General features: G+C 71.3%; 16 protein-coding genes and 1 tRNA gene. All 17 read right to left on the minus strand.

Annotated features, from left to right (window positions below):
* Nucleotides 1-51: 51 nt before the first annotated feature.
* On the minus strand, nt 52-864 hold the full coding sequence (locus K318_RS0106195) for a F0F1 ATP synthase subunit delta (protein ID WP_029088846.1): 813 nt from the start codon (nt 862-864) through the stop codon (nt 52-54).
* Entirely contained in the window at nt 864-1,427 is a 564-nt protein-coding gene (locus K318_RS0106200) for a F0F1 ATP synthase subunit B (RefSeq protein WP_029088847.1), read from the minus strand. Before K318_RS0106200 ends, K318_RS0106195 begins: the two co-directional genes overlap by 1 nt.
* An 18-nt stretch (nt 1,428-1,445) precedes the next feature.
* Nucleotides 1,446-1,679 carry an ATP synthase F0 subunit C gene (gene atpE / locus K318_RS0106205; RefSeq protein ID WP_029088848.1) on the minus strand — a complete coding sequence of 78 codons (234 nt, stop codon included), beginning with the start codon at nt 1,677-1,679 and terminating at the stop codon, nt 1,446-1,448.
* A 95-nt stretch (nt 1,680-1,774) separates the two neighbouring features.
* Nucleotides 1,775-2,569 (minus strand): F0F1 ATP synthase subunit A, encoded by a 795-nt coding sequence (gene atpB, locus K318_RS0106210; RefSeq protein WP_029088849.1) that lies wholly within the window; start codon nt 2,567-2,569, stop codon nt 1,775-1,777.
* 381 nt (nt 2,570-2,950) lie between these two features.
* Nucleotides 2,951-3,409, minus strand: coding sequence for a Cg1360 family ATP-synthase-associated protein (locus K318_RS19815; RefSeq protein ID WP_035280744.1), 459 nt, complete (start codon nt 3,407-3,409; stop codon nt 2,951-2,953).
* On the minus strand, nt 3,406-4,512 hold the full coding sequence (locus K318_RS0106220) for an MraY family glycosyltransferase (protein ID WP_029088850.1): 1,107 nt from the start codon (nt 4,510-4,512) through the stop codon (nt 3,406-3,408). Before K318_RS0106220 ends, K318_RS19815 begins: the two co-directional genes overlap by 4 nt.
* Nucleotides 4,513-5,163, minus strand: coding sequence for an L-threonylcarbamoyladenylate synthase (locus K318_RS0106225; protein WP_029088851.1), 651 nt, complete (start codon nt 5,161-5,163; stop codon nt 4,513-4,515).
* Between the two features lie 56 nt (nt 5,164-5,219).
* Nucleotides 5,220-6,149, minus strand: coding sequence for a N5-glutamine methyltransferase family protein (locus tag K318_RS0106230; RefSeq protein WP_035280747.1), 930 nt, complete (start codon nt 6,147-6,149; stop codon nt 5,220-5,222).
* On the minus strand, nt 6,146-7,237 hold the full coding sequence (prfA, locus tag K318_RS0106235) for a peptide chain release factor 1 (protein ID WP_029088853.1): 1,092 nt from the start codon (nt 7,235-7,237) through the stop codon (nt 6,146-6,148). Before prfA ends, K318_RS0106230 begins: the two co-directional genes overlap by 4 nt.
* A gap of 17 nt (nt 7,238-7,254) precedes the next feature.
* Nucleotides 7,255-9,228, minus strand: a complete 1,974-nt coding sequence (rho, locus tag K318_RS0106240) for a transcription termination factor Rho (RefSeq protein WP_029088854.1) — start codon at nt 9,226-9,228, stop codon at nt 7,255-7,257.
* Between the two features lie 413 nt (nt 9,229-9,641).
* The gene (thrB, locus tag K318_RS0106245; protein ID WP_035280749.1) at nt 9,642-10,598 is read right to left on the minus strand and encodes a homoserine kinase; all 957 of its coding nucleotides are present in this window, start codon (nt 10,596-10,598) and stop codon (nt 9,642-9,644) included.
* Nucleotides 10,595-11,683, minus strand: coding sequence for a threonine synthase (gene thrC, locus K318_RS0106250; protein WP_029088856.1), 1,089 nt, complete (start codon nt 11,681-11,683; stop codon nt 10,595-10,597). Before thrC ends, thrB begins: the two co-directional genes overlap by 4 nt.
* A gap of 52 nt (nt 11,684-11,735) precedes the next feature.
* Entirely contained in the window at nt 11,736-13,037 is a 1,302-nt protein-coding gene (locus K318_RS0106255) for a homoserine dehydrogenase (protein WP_029088857.1), read from the minus strand.
* A gap of 68 nt (nt 13,038-13,105) precedes the next feature.
* Complete coding sequence (gene lysA / locus K318_RS0106260; protein ID WP_029088858.1) at nt 13,106-14,524, minus strand: diaminopimelate decarboxylase; 1,419 nt, start codon at nt 14,522-14,524, stop codon at nt 13,106-13,108.
* A gap of 11 nt (nt 14,525-14,535) precedes the next feature.
* The gene (gene argS / locus K318_RS0106265; RefSeq protein ID WP_029088859.1) at nt 14,536-16,176 is read right to left on the minus strand and encodes an arginine--tRNA ligase; all 1,641 of its coding nucleotides are present in this window, start codon (nt 16,174-16,176) and stop codon (nt 14,536-14,538) included.
* 167 nt (nt 16,177-16,343) lie between these two features.
* Nucleotides 16,344-16,419 (minus strand) — tRNA-Arg (locus K318_RS0106270).
* Between the two features lie 106 nt (nt 16,420-16,525).
* On the minus strand, nt 16,526-17,449 hold the full coding sequence (locus K318_RS0106275; protein ID WP_029088860.1) for a M15 family metallopeptidase: 924 nt from the start codon (nt 17,447-17,449) through the stop codon (nt 16,526-16,528).
* Between the last annotated feature and the right edge of the window lie 145 nt (nt 17,450-17,594).

A 17,594-nucleotide genomic window follows, 5' to 3' on the forward strand; every position in this document is an offset into this window, starting at 1 on the left:
TGTCTTGGGAGGCTGCGGCAGCACAGCGCAGCGTCGGATGAGTCTTGGGCCTCAGCCCGCCAGCCGGCGGCGGACGTCGGAGAGGCGGTCGGCGATCGTGCCGCTGACGACCTCGTCGCCCACCTGGACGCGGACGCCGCCCACGACCTCGGGATCGACGACCAGGTTCAGCTGCAGCTCGCGGCCGTAGGTCCTCGACAGCGCGGACGCGAGGCGGTCCTGCTGCGCGGAGGTGAGCGGCCTGGCGACGACGACCTCGGCGACCGAGCGGTTCTGCCTCGCGGCGAGCACCTCTCCGTACCGGTCGAGCGCCTCGGACACGCGCAGCCCGCGGGGCTGGCCCGCGGCCTGGGTCGCGAGCACGACCGTCTCCTCCGCAGCCTTGGCGCCGAGCAGATCTGCGACCAGGGTCCGCTTGTCCTCCGCCGGGGCGGGGGAGCCGAGCGCGAGGGCGAGCTCGTGCTCGGCCTCGATGGTCCGGGCGAAGCGGAAGAGCTCCTCCTCGACCCGGCCCAGGCGGCTCGCGGCCTGAGCGGCGGCGGCGACTGCCGTCACACCGGCGATCTCCACGGCCGAGACGAAGTCCTGCGGCCGCGCCCACCGCTGCCCGGCGGCGGCCGCGGTCACGGCGATCGCCCTGTCGTCGACCCTGCCTGCGAACAGACCCTCGACCAGTGCCCTCTTCGCACCGGCGTCATTGGCAGCATCGGCCAGCGCCTTGCGCAGCGACACGTCGCCTGCGAGGACGGAGACGATGCTGAGCAGATCGGAGCCCAGTCGGCCCGCGGTCTCGGCCGATGCCGAGACCTGCGCGTCGACCTGCTCCCGCACCTGCTGCAGGGACATTCTGCTCGACTGGAGCATCAGACCTCCTTCGAAGCGGCACCGGCGGACGCCGGCGCACTCGCCTCAAGATCGGCGATGAAGCGGTCGACCACGCTCGCGGAGCGGGTGTCGTCGGTGAGCGACTCACCCACGATGCGCGAGGCGAGGTCGGTCGCGAGACCGCCCACATCGGAGCGGAGCGAGACCATCGCGGCCTGGCGCTCGGCTTCGATCTGCACCTTCGCGGCTGCGATGATGCGCTCGGACTCTTCGGTGGCCTGCTGCTTCATCTCGGCGATGATCTGCGCGCCCTCCTCCTGTGCCTCGGCACGGAGACGGGCGGCCTCGGCACGGCCGTCGGCGAGCTGCTTCTGGTACTCGGCCAGCGCCGTGTCAGCCTCGGCCTGGATCTTCTCCGCCTTCTCGATGCCGCCCTGGATGGCCTCGGCGCGATCGTCGAGGACCTTCCTGAACTTGGGAAGGAGAAGCTTCCAGAAGGCGATGAGGATGATGAGGAAGCAGACCGCCGACCAGACGATGTCATAGACCGCGGGAATGAGGATGTGCTGTTCCCCAGCCGCGAGTGGCGTCATCGAGGTCATGTGCGAACTCGCTCCCTATCAGGCCTGGAAGATGAAGTGGGCTGCGACTCCGAGGAAGGCCAGGAGCTCGACGAAGGCGATGCCGAGGAACATGGTGGTGCGCAGCTGGCCTGCGACCTCGGGCTGACGCGCCATGCCTTCGACGGTCTTGCCGACCAGGATGCCGATGCCGATGCCGGGGCCGATGGCGGAGAGGCCGTAGCCGACGGTGGAGATGGAGCCGGAGACCTCGGCGAGGATGGTGGTGTCCACTTAGGGTTCCCTTTCGGTTGCGGGGCGGCCTGGTGGCCGTCCCCCTGTCTTGCGGATGACAGATCTGTGGCAGCCGGTGCCTTCAGACCAGAGACTCAGTGGTCCTGGCTGACGCTCAGCTGGATGTAGGCCGCTGTGAGCAGCGCGAAGACGTAGGCCTGCAGGATGGAGACCATCGCCTCGAACAGCATGAAGAACAGTCCGCCCAGGAGGGTGAGGATGCCGAATCCGCCCATGAGGCCGCCCATGTCCACGAAGAAGAACTGCGTCGCGGCGAAGCAGAGCACGAGGAGCAGGTGGCCCACCAGCATGTTGAACATGAGACGGAGGGTGAGGCTCACGGGGCGGGCGATGAAGGTCGAGACGAACTCGATGGGCGTGACGAGGAGGTACATCGGCTTGGGCACGCCCGCCGGGAACAGCTGGCTCTTGATGTAGGCCCCGCCGCCCTGCGCCTTGATGCCGGCCCCGATCATGACCACGTACACCACGAGCGCCATGACCAGCGGCATGCCGATGTTGGCGTTCGAGGAGATGTTCAGGAAGGGGATGACCTTCGTGATGTTGAGGAACAGGATGCCGAAGAAGAGCGCAGCGAGCAGGGGGAAGAAGCGGTCGCCGTCCTTCTTGCCGAGCATCCCGTACGCGATGTCACGGCGGACGAAGTCCAGCGCCATCTCGATGAGCGACTGGAAGCGGGTGGGGACGATGCGGGCCTTCCGCAGTCCCAGCCAGAAGATGAGGATCAGGACGATGGTCGCCGCGATGCGCAGCAGCATCATCCGGTTGATCTCGAAGGGAGTGCCGACGAACAGGAAGCTCGGCGGGTAGAACTCCTCCAGGCCGGGAGCGTGGAAGCCGTCTCCCCCTCCAGCTGCGAGCAGCGACACCGTAGAGATGGCGTTGTAGAACAGGGCGGACTCCTGACGGCTATGCGGACCCGCTGGAGCGGACCCGGCTACGGCAGTACGAACGCGCACGCACAGCGGACCCTTGAGGTCTGCGACTCGCGCGCAGTGGTCATTCGGCTGGAGCGGGTGAGCCGGAACGGCTCCGAACACCCATGTTCCGCGGGCCCCCTGCTCCTCCTCCGCTGAGCCGCCGGAGTCCCGAGCAGCGGCTCGGCAGTCACGTGCGGTCACGTCCGGAGGAAGCTCTGAGGGTTCTCCACACAGTCATCCAGCTTTTCCTCGCCCTACTCTACCAAGCGTAGAGAGATGATTGAAACCGCGAGCGCCCACGGCCTCCGCACGGGCGGTGTGGCGTTGGTCTCAGGAGGCGCCGGACTCGTCCACGAGCGGCAGCCGCGAGCGCTGGACGATGACGACGTCCGCGATGAGCGAGCAGATCGCGGCGGCGGCGAGCGTGAGGAACAGGACCCAGGGATCGTAGAAGTCCTGGCCCCGCAGGAGCACGCCGACCCCCATGAACGCGACGATCTTCACGAGGAACGCGCCCAGCACCCCGGCGGCCATCGCGGTGGGCGAGGACTCGGCGGTGAAGTACATCGTCACACTCGTGATCGCGAAGAACACGAAGGCCGCGAGCGCACCGATCGCTGCGGCCCAGACCCCGGCCAGCGAGGCGACGAGTGCGCCGATGACGGCGGCGACGGTTCCGATCGCGATCGCGACGAGCGCTCCTGCCACGATGATGTTGCGCATGAGCGTGCGGACCGTGACGGTGCGGGGCGCGGAGGGCTCGGGGGGCTGTGGGTCTGCGGCGGTCATGTCTTCTCCTTGCTCGCCAGGCGGCGGCCCAGCGGGTAGAACGTGAGTCCGAGGGTGACGAGGACGAGTCCGGCCAGCACCGGCAGGAGGGTCTGGACGCGGAAGACGAGGAACGAGACGGAGCCGAAGGCGAAGATCGCCGTCCAGAGGTAGAGCAGCAGCACGGCCCGCGCGTGGGAGTGGCCCAGCCGGAGCATGCGGTGGTGGAGGTGCTTGGCATCGGCGGAGAACGGCGACTTCCCCGCGAGCATCCGACGGAGGACGGCGAGCCCGAGATCGAGCAGCGGGAGGGCCATCACCGCGATCGGCAGGATGATCGGCAGGGCCGCGGCGAAGGCCCGCTCCTGCGTGAGCAGGGCGGGGTCCACCTGACCGGTCACGCGGATCGTCGAGGCCGCCAGCAGCAGCCCGATGAGCATCGAGCCCGAATCCCCCATGAAGATCCGAGCGGGGTTGAAGTTGTGGGGCAGGAAGCCCACGCAGGCGCCCACCAGCACCGCGATGATGAGCGAGGCGAGGTTCGCATAGCTGTCCGGCGAGGCGTCCACGGCCAGGCGGTAGCTGTAGACGAAGAAGGCGGCACCGCCGATCGAGACGACGCCCGCCGCCAGGCCGTCCAGCCCGTCCACGAAGTTCACGGCGTTGATCGAGATGAGCACCACGAGGACGGTGAGCGCGACGGACATGCGCGGGGAGCCGATGATGACCCCGCCCAGGGGGATCGAGAGCAGGCTCACGCCCATGAGCGCCATGAAGCCGGCCGCGAGCGCCTGGCCCGCGAGCTTCGTCGTCCAGTGCAGGTCCCAGATGTCGTCGATGACGCCCAGGAGCCACAGGAGGGTCGCCGCCCCCGCGATCCCCAGCACGGGCCCGGGCTCGTCGAACACGCGCGAGAGGAAGGGGGTCTGCGAGGCCACCGCGAGGCCGCCCATGATGCCGGCGAACATCGCCGTCCCGCCCAGCCTGGGGGTGGGCACGGAGTGGACGTCCCGCTCGCGCAGGGCCGCGAAGATGAGCCCCCGCTCCGCGATCCTCCTCACCATCGGGGTGAGGAGGTACGAGATGACCGCGGAGACGAGGAGGACGAAGAGGTAGGCGCGCACTCAGCCGTCCAGTTCGGCGATCTCCGGGACGACCCCTGCGAGCGCCTCGGCGGAGATGGGACCTGCGCGCACGATGCGCGGGGGGTCCACGGTCATGTCCACGATGGTCGAGGAGCCCTGCCCGCTCCGGGGCCCGGCGTCCAGGTACACGGACACGGACTCCCCCAGCATCGCGGAGGCCTGTTCGGCGGTCTCCGCGGCGGGCTCGCCGTGCGTGTTGGCGCTCGAGACGGCCAGCGGTCCGGTCTCGCCCAGCAGGGCGAGGGCATCCGCGTCGTCGGGCATACGCAGCGCCACCGTCCCCTGCGCGTCGCCGAGGTCCCAGTCGAGCATCGGCTGCGCATGGCAGATGAGCGTGAGCGGACCGGGCCAGAACGCCTCGGTGAGCGCGGTGATGCGCGCGTCCACGCCTTCGGCCAGCGCCATGACGACCTGCGGGTCCTTGACGAGCACGGGCGGGGGCATGTCCCGTCCGCGGCCCTTCGCCGCGAGCAGCGCGGCCACCGCCGCGGGGCTGAAGGCGTCCGCGGCGATCCCGTAGACGGTGTCGGTGGGGATCACGAGGAGCTCACCGTCCCGCACGACGCGCGCAGCGGTCTCGAGCACGAGCTCGCGCACCTGCTCGTTGCGGATGTCGAAGGTCCGTGACATCGGATGCGGCTCTCTTCCCGTCAGGTGTGCGGCGCCCCGGGCTCAGCGGTCGATGCTCAGCAGCGGGTCGCCAGGGTGAATCGATCTCGACCAGTGTAGTCGGACCGGGTCTCGGCGCCCGTGAGCCCCGCACCCGCCATGAGCGTTCTCACAGCGGCTCCCTGGACGTCCGCGTGCTCGAGCACGAGGACGCCTCCGGGGGCGAGCACGGCGGCGGCGGCCGCGATCACCCGCGCGGGCACCGCGAGCCCGTCCGCTCCCCCGCCCCAGAGGGCGGGCCGCGGATCGTGCCCGATCACCTCGGGCTCGCACGTCGATCCGTCCGCCAGGACATAGGGCGGGTTGCTCACGACCACATGGGGGCTGCCGCCGAGCTCCGCGGCGCAGATCCCCGCCACCCGCTCGGCATCGCCGGCGTCGCCGAGGACCACACGGAACCGGGAGCCCGAGGCCGCGAGCAGATCCCCCGCCGCGGCGACGCTGCGGCCCGCCCATGCGGCGGCCTGCGCATCGATCTCGACGCCCACCGCCGAGGTGCCCGGCGCCTCGACCGCGAGGGCCAGCCCCAGCGCTCCCGAGCCGGTGCACAGATCGAGCACCCGCGCCGGGCCGCTCCCGGCTCCGCTCCGGGCCCGTCGCTCGGCGAGTGCGTCGAGACCGGCCTGGGCGACGAGCTCGGTCTCCGGCCGCGGCACGAAGACCCCGGGGCCCACCGGCAGCGCGAGGAGGCGGAAGTGCGCGATCCCGGTGAGGTGCTGGAGCGGTACGCGCTCCCCGCGCCGTGCGCACAGGTTCGCGAAACGGCGCCCGATGTCCGCGGGCACATCCTCGTCGAAGAGCCTGGCGCGGCGCACACGGGCCTCGTCCCGTTCCCAGGCGTGTGCGAGGAGGCTCAGGGCATCCGCGGCCGGGGAGGCCACGCCTGCGCGCGCGAGCGCGGCCTCGGCCTCGGCCAGCACTGCCGCCGTGCCCGCTGCAGCGCTCATCCAATGTCCTCGAGCCGTTCGGCCCGCTCGGCGGCCGTGAGCGAGGCGATGACCTCGTCGAGCCGGCCGTCGAGCACCTGGTCGAGGTTGTGGGCCTTGTACCCCGTGCGGTGATCCGTCACGCGGTTCTCCGGGAAGTTGTAGGTGCGGATGCGTTCGGAGCGGTCCACCGTGCGCACCTGCGAGCGGCGCTTGGCCGATTCCTCGGCCGCGGCCTCCTCCGCCCGGGCCGCGAGGATCCGCGCGCGGAGCATCCGGAGGGCGGCCTCCCTGTTCTGCAGCTGGGACTTCTCGTTCTGGCAGCTGGCGGTGATGCCCGTGGGCAGGTGCGTGATCCGGACGGCGGAATCGGTCGTGTTGACCGACTGTCCGCCCGGTCCCGAGGAGCGGAACACGTCGATGCGCAGATCGGCCTCGGCGAGCTCGACCTCCTCGGGCGCATCCGCCTCGGGGAAGACGAGCACCCCGGCCGCCGAGGTGTGGATGCGGCCGGCCGATTCCGTCACCGGCACGCGCTGGACCCGGTGCACACCGCCCTCGAACTTCACGAGGCCGTACACGCCGCCGGAGGACGATTTGAGCGCCAGGGTCAGGTCCTTGGCACCGCCCAGCTCGGAGCGGGTCTCGTCGAGGATCTCCGCGCTCCAGCCGCGCGCGGCCGCCCAGCGCATGTACATGCGCGCGAGGTCGCCGGCGAAGAGCGCGGATTCCTCACCGCCCTCGCCCGCGCGGATCTCGATGATCGCATCGCGCCCGTCGTCCGGGTCCTTCGGCACGAGCAGCTCCCTGAGCTCGTCGGCCAGCGCCGGGCGCTCCCGCTCGGCCTCCGCCTCGAGCTCGGCGAGCTCCACGGCGAAGTCCGGGTCGTCCGCGAGCTCACGGGCCGCGGCGAGATCCTCGTCGAGGGTCCTGATCCGCGCCCAGACGCGCGCGACCCGGTCGAGCTCCGCATAGCGCCTCGTGAGCGCGCGGGCCCGACCGGGGCTGGCGTGGACTGCGGGGTCGGCGAGCTCCTGCTCGACGCGCGTGTGCTCGTCGAGCAGGGAGCGCACACTGGCTTCCAGTGCGGCGAGGTCATCAGCTGCCACGCCGGCCGACCCCGTGCTCAGTGGTCGTCCGCGGCCGACTTGGGCAGCGGGGTCGTCTTGTGGACCTGCATGAGGAACTCGGCATTGGAGCCGGTCTCCTTGAGCTTGTCCAGGAGCAGCTCGACGGCCTGCTGCTGCTCGAGGCCGGAGAGCAGGCGGCGCAGCTGCCACATGACCTTGCGCTCCTCCGGCCGCATGAGGTTCTCCTCGCGGCGGGTGCTGGAGCTGTTGACGTCCACCGCGGGGAAGATCCGCTTCTCCGCGAGGTGGCGCGAGAGCCGCAGCTCCATGTTGCCGGTGCCCTTGAACTCCTCGAAGATGACCTCGTCCATCTTCGAGCCGGTCTCCACGAGCGCGGTCGCGAGGATCGTGAGCGAGCCGCCGCCCTCGATGTTGCGCGCGGCGCCGAAGAACTTCTTGGGCGGGTAGAGGGCGTGCGCGTCCACACCGCCGGACAGGATCCGGCCGCTGGCCGGCTGCGCGATGTTGTAGGCGCGGCCCAGGCGGGTGAGGTTGTCCAGGAGCACCACGACGTCCTGGCCCATCTCCACGAGCCGCTTGGCGCGCTCGATCGCGAGCTCCGCGATCGTCGTGTGGTCATCGGCCGGGCGGTCGAAGGTCGAGGCGATGACCTCGCCCTTGACCGCGCGCTGCATGTCCGTGACCTCCTCGGGGCGCTCGTCCACGAGGACGACCATGAGGTGGACCTCAGGGTTGTTCTCCGTGATCGCGTTTGCGATCTGCTGCATGATCGTGGTCTTGCCGGCCTTGGGCGGGGCGACGATGAGGCCGCGCTGGCCCTTGCCGATGGGGCTCACGAGGTCGATCATGCGCGTCGTGATCGTCTTCGAGGTCGTCTCGAGGCGCAGGCGCTCCTGCGGGTAGAGCGGGGTGAGCTTGGAGAACTCGACGCGGCGCTTCGCATCCTCGATGCTGAGCCCGTTGACGGAGTCGAGCCGGACGAGCGCATCGAACTTCTCGCGCTTGCCCTGCTTCTCGCCCTCGCGCGGCTTCCGGATGGCGCCGGTGACGGCATCGCCCTTGCGCAGGCCGTTCTTCTTCACCAGGCCTGCGGAGACGTAGACGTCATTGGGCCCGGACAGGTAGCCCGAGGTCCGCAGGAAGGCGTAGTTGTCGTGCACGTCGAGGATGCCGCCCACGGGGATGAGGACGTCATCGGGACGCAGCTGCTCCTCGCCGCGGCCCCGGCGGCTGCGCTCGCTCCGGTCGCGTCCGCGGCCCCGCCGCTCGCGATCGTTGCGGTCGCCGCGGTCGTTGCGCTCGTTCCGATCTCCGCGGTCATTCCGGTCGTTCCGGTCGCCGCGCTGGGAGCGGTCTCCCCGGTCGCCGCGACCCTCGCGGTCACCGCCGCGGTCGCTGCGCTCACCGCCGCGACCCTCGCGGTCATTGCGCCGGCGGCGGCCCCGACGGCCGTCGCGCTCGTCGTCGGAGTCCTGTGCGCCGGAGCCGTCGGACTCGCCCGCGTCCTGTGATCGGCTCTCGGCGGAGCCGCGGGCGCCCTGCCCGGCGGCGGGCGCGGCTTCCTGGGAGGCTTCGTCCCGCTTCTCGGCGGGCTGCGTCCGGGCCGCGGCGGCCTCCTGCTCACCCTCCTGCGCGGCACGCCCGGAGCGGGCCCCGCTGCGGCGCGCAGTGCGCGGCGCCGTCTCGGAGTCCTTCCCGGCGGTCTGCTGGGGAGCCGGCTCGGCTGCGGTCTCGGAGGCCGGAGCCTCGGCGGGGGCCGAGGCGGTCTGCTCCTCCGTGGCCGGCTGCGCCTTCTCCTCCCGCGGCTTGCGCGTGCGGGCCGGCTTCTCGGAGGAGGCGGCGGCACCGCTGCCGCCGGAGGACTGGATGGCCTCGATCAGGTCGCTCTTCCGCATGCGGCGGTAGCCCTTGATGCCGAGCCCGGACGCCATCTCCTGCAGCTGGGGCAGGCGGAGTGCGGTGAGGCTTCCCGAACGCGCTGCATTGTCGTTCGTGGTGGTTTCGGTCACGAAGGTTCCTTCTCCCTCGTTCGGCTGTGCGCAGCTTGCCGCGCTCTCAAGGCGCTCACAGGGGCACAGCGGCGGATAGCACCCTCGGGTGCGTCATTGAAGACACAGAGTCGGACTGAACAGCGTTCGTACTGAACCGAGTGCGTCTGGGATGTTGCCGCACAGATCGAGACTGACATCGGTCCGCCATGACGATGCGCATCCGCGGAGATCCACGATCTCCGGCGCATCCCGGCGGCGATGACTGCGGTCACTGTGGCAGATGGCGCGGTGACCTACGCCGTGATGGCGTATGGCACGGAGACATATGACAGGGTGCCCGCAGGCGGAACAGTCTCATGGTACACGCCGCACGGCTCCCGGGCGAAATCGGCCGGAGCGGACAGGGGCTCGGACGCCCGCACCCGTGCCCTTCAGGCGCCGGCGCCGCGCAGCAGCAGGGTGGAGGCGCCGCTCTCCGCGATCTGCAGCGCGAGCACGCGCGCATCGTCGCCGGCGAGCACGGTGCGCACGCGGGCCTCGAGATCGGCACCCGTCCCGAGCACCGCCACCGTCGGACCGGCGCCGGAGACGACGGCCGCGAGGCCCTGATCGCGCAGCGCATCGATCCGCTCGAGGGAGCCCACCATCGCCGGCCGGCGGTACTCCTGGTGCAGCCGGTCCTTCGTCGCGTCGAACAGCAGGGCCGGATCGTGGCAGACGGCGTGGACGAAGAGGCCCGCGATCGCCGAGTTCGCCGCGGCCTCGGCGTGCGGGACGCGTGACGGCAGCAGGTCGCGGGCCACGCCGGTGTCCAGCCGGGTGTCCGGCACGACGACGACGGCGCGGACGTCCGGGTGCACGGGCAGCGAGATGGACTGCGCGCGCTCGGGCTCCGGATACCAGCTCACCGTCACACCGCCGAAGAGGGCCGGTGCCGCATTGTCCGGATGGCCCTCGAAGTGCGTCGCCCAGGCGAGCTTCTCCCCCGGCGTGGGCTCGGGGAGGCCGGCAGCGGTCGAGAGCGCGTCCGCGATGGAGATCCCCGCGACCACCGCCGCCGCCGAGGAGCCGAGCCCGCGCGAGTGCGGGATCCGGTTCTCGCACTCGAGCAGCAGGCGAGCCCCGCCGTCGACCCCGCGCGCGGCCAGCACCTGCGCCGCCACCCGGAGGATGAGGTGCCCCTCGGTCTCGGGAACCTCCCCCGCGCCCTCCCCCGTCACCGTCACCCGGTGCGCAGGATCGACCGGTTCGGATGCCAGCCGCACGCGCACGGTGTCGTGCAGGGTCAGCGCCATGCCGAAGGAGTCGTAGCCGGCCCCCAGGTTCGCCGAGGTGGCCGGGACCGCGATCTCGGCCGAGAAGCCCTCCGGGGCGACGTGCGCGCTCATGCGTCCTCGAGCCCCAGCGCGCGAGCCGCGCTCACGGCGTCGACGGAGACGCGCACGGGAGCGGTCTCCTCGCCGTCGGCGGACTTCAGCGCCCACTGCGGATCCTTGAGCCCGTGCCCGGTCACGGTCACGGACACCACCGCTCCGGCCGGGACGAGCCCCGCCGCCGAGGCCTTGAGGAGACCGGCCACGGAGGCCGCGGAGCCGGGCTCCACGAAGATGCCCTCCTCGGAGGAGAGGATGCGGTGCGCGGCGAGGATCTCCTCGTCCGTCACGGAGTCGATGAGCCCGCCGGACTCGTCGCGGGCGGCCTCGGCCTGCGCCCACGAGGCGGGATTGCCGATCCGGATGGCGGTCGCGATGGTCTCGGGCTCGTCGACGGGGTGCCCGAGCACGATGGGGGCCGCACCGGCGGCCTGGAAGCCGTACATCTTCGGCAGCGACGAGGCCAGGCCCAGCGTGCGGTACTCGCGGAAGCCCTTCCAGTAGGCGGTGATGTTGCCCGCATTGCCCACCGGCAGGATGTGGATGTCCGGCGCCTGCCCCAGCGCGTCGACGATCTCGAAGGCCGCGGTCTTCTGCCCCTCGATGCGATCGGGGTTCACCGAGTTCACGAGGTCGACGGGGTAGGCCTCGGAGAGCTTGCGGCACAGCATGAGGCAGTCGTCGAAGTTCCCCTCGACCTCGAGCAGGGTCGCCCCGTGGGCGACGGCCTGGCTCATCTTGCCCAGCGCGATCTTGCCGGCGGGCACGAGCACCGCCGACGTGAGGCCGGCCTTCGTCGCATAGGCCGCGGCCGAGGCCGAGGTGTTGCCGGTCGAGGCGCAGATGACCGCCTTGGCGCCGGCGGCCTTCGCCTTCGTGATCGCCATCGTCATGCCGCGGTCCTTGAAGGACGCGGTCGGGTTCATGCCCTCGTACTTGACGTGGACCTCCGCGCCGACCCGCGCGGACAGGCCCTCGGCCCGGATGAGTGGCGTGCCGCCCTCCCCCAGCGTGACGGCGGGCGTGTCCGCGCCCACGTCGAGGAGCTCACGGTACTCGTTGACGACTCCGGCCCACTGGTGGCGGTGTGCTGCTGCCATTGGCTTGCGTTCCTCTGCTTTCCTGATGCGGCGGCTCCCGGGGCGGGACCGCTCAGCTGCCTTCGATCCGGAGCACGGACCTGACGGATGCGACGGCGTCGAGCGCCGCGAGGTTCTCCACGGTCGCCGCGAGCGCGGACTCCCGGGCGGTGTGCGTGGCGATGACGAGCTTGGCGCGCGGCTCGTCCGCCTGCGGGTTCTCGAACTGCGTCTGCGAGGCGAGCTCGACGGAGACGCCCTCCGCCGCGAGCGCCTCGGCCACGGCGAGGAGGACGCCGGGACGGTCGGAGACCTCGAGGGTGATCTGGTAGCGGGTGTCCACGTCCGCGATCGGCAGCACGCGGCCGGTCCCGCGGATCTGCGCCGGTGCCTGGCCCCGGCCGCCGAGGACCTTCCGGCGGGCGACGGAGACGAGATCGCCGAGCACGGCCGAGGACGTCGGGGCACCGCCCGCTCCCTGGCCGTAGAACATGAGCGAGCCGGCCGACTCCGCCTCGACGAAGACCGCGTTGAAGGCCCCGGACACCGCGGCCAGCGGATGCTCCCGGCTCACCAGCGCGGGATACACGCGGGCCGAGACGCCGGGGTTCTCGCCCTCGAGGCGCTCGCAGATCGCGAGCAGCTTGATCGTGAAGCCCTGAGCCTCGGCGGTGGCGATCATGTCCGCGCTCACACCCGTGATGCCCTCGACGTGGACGTCGTCCATCGACACCGGCACCTGGAAGGCAAGCGAGGCGATGATGGCGGCCTTCGCAGCGGCGTCGAGGCCGGCGACGTCGGCGGTCGGATCGGCCTCGGCGTAGCCCAGCTCCTGGGCCGTGCGCAGAGCGTGGGCGAAGCCCCAGCCCTCACGCGCCATCTGGTCGAGGATGTAGTTCGTGGTGCCGTTGACGATGCCCATCACGCGGGTGACCCGGTCGCCGGCGAGCGAGGCCTGCAGCGGCCGCACGATCGGAATCGCACCGGCGACGGCGGCCTCGAACTCGAGCCGCACGCCCGAGGCGTCCGCGGCCTCGAGCAGCTCGGGGAAGCTCTGCGCGAGCAGGGCCTTGTTCGCGGTGACGACGCTGGAGCCGCCCTCGAGCGCTGCGAGGATGAGGGAGCGGGCGGGCTCGATGCCGCCCATGAGCTCGATGACGATGTCCGCCCCGCGGATCGCGGTCTCGGGATCGTCCGTGAGGAGCTCAGCCGGGATGCCCGGCCTCTCCCGGCTCGCATCGCGCACCGCCACGGCGGTCAGCTCTAGGCGGGTGCCCACCCGCTCCGCGAGGGTCTCGGCATCCGCCAGCAGGGTGCGGGCGACCTCGCTGCCCACGACGCCCCCGCCCAGCAGGGCAACGGTCAGCTTCTCCATTGTGGTCCTCTCGGATCTCGCGTTCTCCCCCCGGCACGGCGCCGGGTTCGGCCCTCGGGCGCTTCGGCTCAGCGCAGCGGTCCGCAGTCGCGTGCGAACAGGTCGTCGAGCGTCTCCGGGCGCACCATCCACTGCGCCGTGCCCTCCTCGACGGCGAGCACGCCCGGTCGCGGCGCCTGGTTGTAGTTCGAGGACAGCGGCTGGCAGTACGCCCCCGTGCCCGGGACCGCCACGAGGTCGCCCTCGCGCACGTCCGCGGGCAGGTACTCGTCGCGCACCACGATGTCGCCGCTCTCGCAGTGCTTGCCGACGACGCGCACGACCACCGGCTCCGCGGCGGAGGCGCGCGAGGCCAGCGTGCACGAGTAGTCCGCATCATAGAGCGCGGTGCGGACATTGTCGCTCATTCCGCCGTCGACCGACACATACCTGCGCACACCCGTGTCCGTCTCGACCTCCTTGACGTTGCCCACGCGGTAGAGGGTGAACATCGCCGGGCCCACGATCGAGCGGCCCGGTTCGAAGGAGACCACCGGCAGCTCGTCGCCGGCCTCCGCGCACTCCTTGGCGACCGCCTCGGCGAGCTGCGCGGCCATCTCGGGCAGCGGCGGGGGCGTGTCCTGCGAGGTGTAGCGCATGCCGAAGCCGCCGCCGAGGTCGAGCTCACCGAGCTCGACCCCGTGCTCGCGCCTGAGCTGCGCGCGCAGGCCGACGATCCGCCGGGCGGCGACCTCGAAGCCGGACGCGTCGAAGATCTGGGAGCCGATGTGGCTGTGCAGGCCAATGAGGTCGAGGTGCTCTGCGGCGATGACGCGGGCGCAGGCCTCCGCGGCGGTCCCGCTCTGCAGGGACAGGCCGAACTTCTGGTCCTCGTGGGCCGTGGCGATGAAATCGTGCGTGTGCGCCTCGACGCCCACCGTCACCCGGACCATGATGCGCGCGCGCACGCCCAGCCGGGCGGCGGCGACCTCGACCCGCTCGATCTCGTCGAGGGAGTCGACGACGATGCGGCCGATCCCCCAGCGCAGGGCGAGCTCGATCTCCTCGGCAGACTTGCTGTTGCCGTGCAGGCCCACGAGCTCGGCGGGGACGCCCGCGCGCTGGACGATGCGCAGCTCGCCGAGGGAGCACGTGTCGATGCCCAGCCCCTCCGCGGCCGCGAGCTGGGCGACCGCGACGGTGAGGAAGGCCTTCCCGGCGTAGTAGGCCCGCGCGCTCGTCCCGACGCGGGAGAACGCATCGGCGAAGGCGGCCACGGTCTCGCGGGCGCGGATGCGGAAGTCCTCGACGTCGAACACGTAGAGGGGGCTGCCGAACTCGGCGGCGAGATCGCTCACGCGGTGGCCGGCGATCGTGAGCACGCCCTCGGCGTCCTTGGCCGCATGCGCCGGCCACAGGCTGGGCATGAGGGCGTTGACGTCCTCGGGATAGGGCAGCCAGACGGGCGAGGGCCCTGCGTGGAGGACTCCGGAGATGTGTGCGGGCATGGGGTCCCCTCCTACATCCGCTCGGGCGCGGAGACGCCCAGGAGGCCGAGGCCGTTGGCGAGCACCTGCGCCGTCGCCCGATCGAGGACGAGCCGCGAGGCATGGACGGCGCCGAGCTCCTCATCGGCCGTGGGCGTGACGCGGCAGGCGTCGTACCACTTGTGGAAGAGGCCGGCCAGCGATTCGAGATAGCGCGCGATGCGGTGGGGCTCGCGCAGCTCGGCGGCCTGCGCGACGACGCGGGGGAAGTCCGCGAGCGCGGCGAGCAGGGCGGACTCGGTCTCGTGCGTGAGCGTCGCGGCGTCGAAGAGCGCCGGATCGATGCCGGCCTCGACGGCCTTCCGCTCCACGCCCCGGGCGCGGGCGTGCGCGTACTGGACGTAGTGCACGGGGTTGTCGTTGCTCGCCGAGCGCAGCACCTCGGGGTCGAGGGTGAGCGGGGAGTCGGCGGGGATCCGCGCGAGGGAGTAGCGCAGGGCATCGCGGCCCAGCCATTCGACGAGGTCCCGGAGCTCGATGATGTTGCCGGCGCGCTTGGACAGCTTGGCCCCGTTGACCTTGATGAGCTGGCCGATGAGGATCTCGATGTTGTGCTCGGGATCGTCGCCGGCGGCCGCGGCGATGGCCTTGAGGCGGCCCACGTAGCCATGGTGGTCCGCGCCGAGGAGGTAGACCTTCTCCTCGAAGCCGCGGTCCTTCTTGTCGAGGTAGTAGGCGGCGTCCGCGGCGAAGTAGGTGGGTACGCCGTCCTTCCGGATGAGGACGCGGTCCTTGTCGTCGCCGAAGTCCGTGGTGCGCAGCCACACCGCGCCCTCGTGGTCGAAGACGTGGCCCTGCTCGCGCAGACGGGCCACGGCCGACTCCAGCGCACCGGAGTCGTGGAGGGACTTCTCCGAGAACCACACGTCGAAGCGGACGTCGAACTCCGCGAGCGTGTCCTGGATGTCCCGCAGCTGGAGGGCGTAGGCCCGGGTGCGCACCTCCTCGCGGACGGTGTCGTCGCAGACATCGGCCAGGGCCGGGTGCTCGGCGGCGATGGTCTCCGCGATCTCCGTGATGTAGGCGCCGGGATAGCCGCCCTCGGGCACCTCGCGGCCCTTCATCCGGGCGAGGACGGAGTCCGCGAAGACGTCCATCTGGGAGCCGGCGTCGTTGATGTAGTACTCGCTCGCGACGGTCGCGCCGGCGAAGGCGAGGACGCGTGCGATCGCATCGCCGAGTGCCGCCCAGCGGGTGTGGCCCAGGTGCAGCGGCCCGGTGGGGTTCGCAGAGACGAACTCCATGTTGATCGTGCGGCCGTCCAGAGCGGTGCCCCGGCCGTAGTCGGCACCGGCGGCGACGATGTCTGCGGCGAGCTGCCCAGCCGCACCCGCGGCGAGCGTGATGTTGATGAAGCCGGGACCGGCGACCTCGCAGGACTCGATGCCCTCGGCCCGCCCGAGGATCTCCGCCAGGCCGTTCGCGAGCTCTCGGGGCACGAGGCCGGCCTTCTTGGCCGTCTGCAGCGCCACATTCGTCGCCCAGTCCCCGTGGTCTCGGCTCTTGGGCCGCTCGACGACGAGCTTGGCGGGCACCTCCACAGGGGTGCCGGTCTGCGAGCTGTATTCCTCGAGTGCGCGGGCGATCACGGCCCTGAGTTCTTCCGGAGTCACCCGCACAGGATAGTGGGTACCTGCCGCACACGGACAATCGTCTCAGCCGGCGGCGGGGGCGTGCGCGGTCCGGCGCATGCCCATGGGGCGATGTCGAATCGCCTGCCGCGCAGAGCGCGGACACGAAGACGGCCCCTCACCTGTTATTCCAGGTGAGGGGCCTTAGCTGGTGCCCGCGACAGGATTCGAACCTACGACCTTCTGCTCCGGAGGCAGACGCTCTATCCACTGAGCTACGCGGGCTGACGAGGACTCACTCTAGCACTCGAAGCGGGTGCTTTCACAACCGAGCGCGGTCCAGCACTTGTGCCGTGCCTCACAGACCGCGGTCCACGAGGCACTGCGGGGCTCAGTGGCCCCGGATCGTCTCACGCGCCGGGACGTACTCCCAGTGCCAGGGCTCGTACTTGCTCGCCTTCGCCCAGTCCGGGTTCTCCCAGCCGTAGTCCGCCGCGTTCGCGACCAGCCAGTCGTACTGCTCGCCCGAGGCGTTCTGCGCGCCGCCGCCGAAGTCGAGGGCGATGCCCCAGCCGTGGAGGGAGGTGCCGGGGCGGGCGGCCAGGCCGGGCTTGCGGCCGGCGACGGAGATCTGGCCCTCGAGGCTCCGGTAGGAGTCCGTGATGGCCATGTCCTTGCCCGTGTCCGCCTTGAACGCGGCGTTCATCTTGGCGAAGGACACCGCGGCGTCCGCGCGCAGCTTGTGCCCTCCGATGCCCACATCGCACAGCCAGTCCTCGGGCAGCTCGCCGTTGCCGACGTCCTGACCCCAGTCCTTGTCGTCCGCGCAGCCGGGCAGGACCGTCTTCGTGATGGAGCGGCCCGCCGCCTCGACGGTGCCGCCGTCGGCGCTCGGCACGGAGCCGGAGGCGGTGCTGCCCACCGCGGCATCGGCCTCGGTGACGTCCGCACTCACGGCCTCCGCACTCAGCGCGGTGAGCGTGGGAGCCTCATCGGCCGGCGCCTCGGCCGCCTGGGCCTGCCCCGTCCCGTTGCCCGCGACGAGGACCGCCGCGACGGCGACACCGGCGGCGGAGACGGTGGTCATGGCGGAGACCGCGGCCGCACGACGCCGGCGCAGCGAGCGCACCACCGAGCCGTCGGAGCCCCGGAAGGCGACGGCACCGGCGTTCACCTGATCGGCCGCTGCGGCGAATCCCGGTGCCTCCGGGATCGCCGCGAAGGTGCGGCGGGTCGAGCGCCGCGTGCGGCCCTCCGCCTCGCGCCGCTCCCTGCGACTGGTGAACACCTGTGCGGCGTCGGTTCCCTCGGCCATTCACTCACTCCAAAGCTTCGTGGATGCTCGGGCCAGCGGCCCTGCGATTCCTCGTCAGAGATTCCTCGGCAGAACGCGACCCCGCCCAGCAGAGCGGGGTCACCGTTCATGTGTCACAACACTATAACGACAGCGTTACAAAGAC

Source organism: Brevibacterium album DSM 18261, assembly GCF_000426445.1.
In the GTDB taxonomy this organism is placed as follows: Bacteria; Actinomycetota; Actinomycetes; order Actinomycetales; family Brevibacteriaceae; genus Brevibacterium; species Brevibacterium album.

Coding starts and splice junctions, on each gene's coding strand:
- K318_RS0106195 (WP_029088846.1), bottom strand. CDS start 864: ATGCTCCAGTCGAGCAGAATGTCCCTGCAGCAGGTGCGGGAGCAGGTC.
- K318_RS0106225 (WP_029088851.1), bottom strand. CDS start 5,163: ATGTCACGGACCTTCGACATCCGCAACGAGCAGGTGCGCGAGCTCGTG.
- thrB (WP_035280749.1), bottom strand. CDS start 10,598: ATGAGCGCGCACGTCGCCCCGGAGGGCTTCTCGGCCGAGATCGCGGTC.
- K318_RS0106255 (WP_029088857.1), bottom strand. CDS start 13,037: ATGGAGAAGCTGACCGTTGCCCTGCTGGGCGGGGGCGTCGTGGGCAGC.
- K318_RS0106230 (WP_035280747.1), bottom strand. CDS start 6,149: ATGAGCGCTGCAGCGGGCACGGCGGCAGTGCTGGCCGAGGCCGAGGCC.
- K318_RS0106275 (WP_029088860.1), bottom strand. CDS start 17,449: ATGGCCGAGGGAACCGACGCCGCACAGGTGTTCACCAGTCGCAGGGAG.
- thrC (WP_029088856.1), bottom strand. CDS start 11,683: ATGGCAGCAGCACACCGCCACCAGTGGGCCGGAGTCGTCAACGAGTAC.
- K318_RS0106200 (WP_029088847.1), bottom strand. CDS start 1,427: ATGACCTCGATGACGCCACTCGCGGCTGGGGAACAGCACATCCTCATT.
- K318_RS19815 (WP_035280744.1), bottom strand. CDS start 3,409: ATGACCGCCGCAGACCCACAGCCCCCCGAGCCCTCCGCGCCCCGCACC.
- lysA (WP_029088858.1), bottom strand. CDS start 14,524: ATGCCCGCACACATCTCCGGAGTCCTCCACGCAGGGCCCTCGCCCGTC.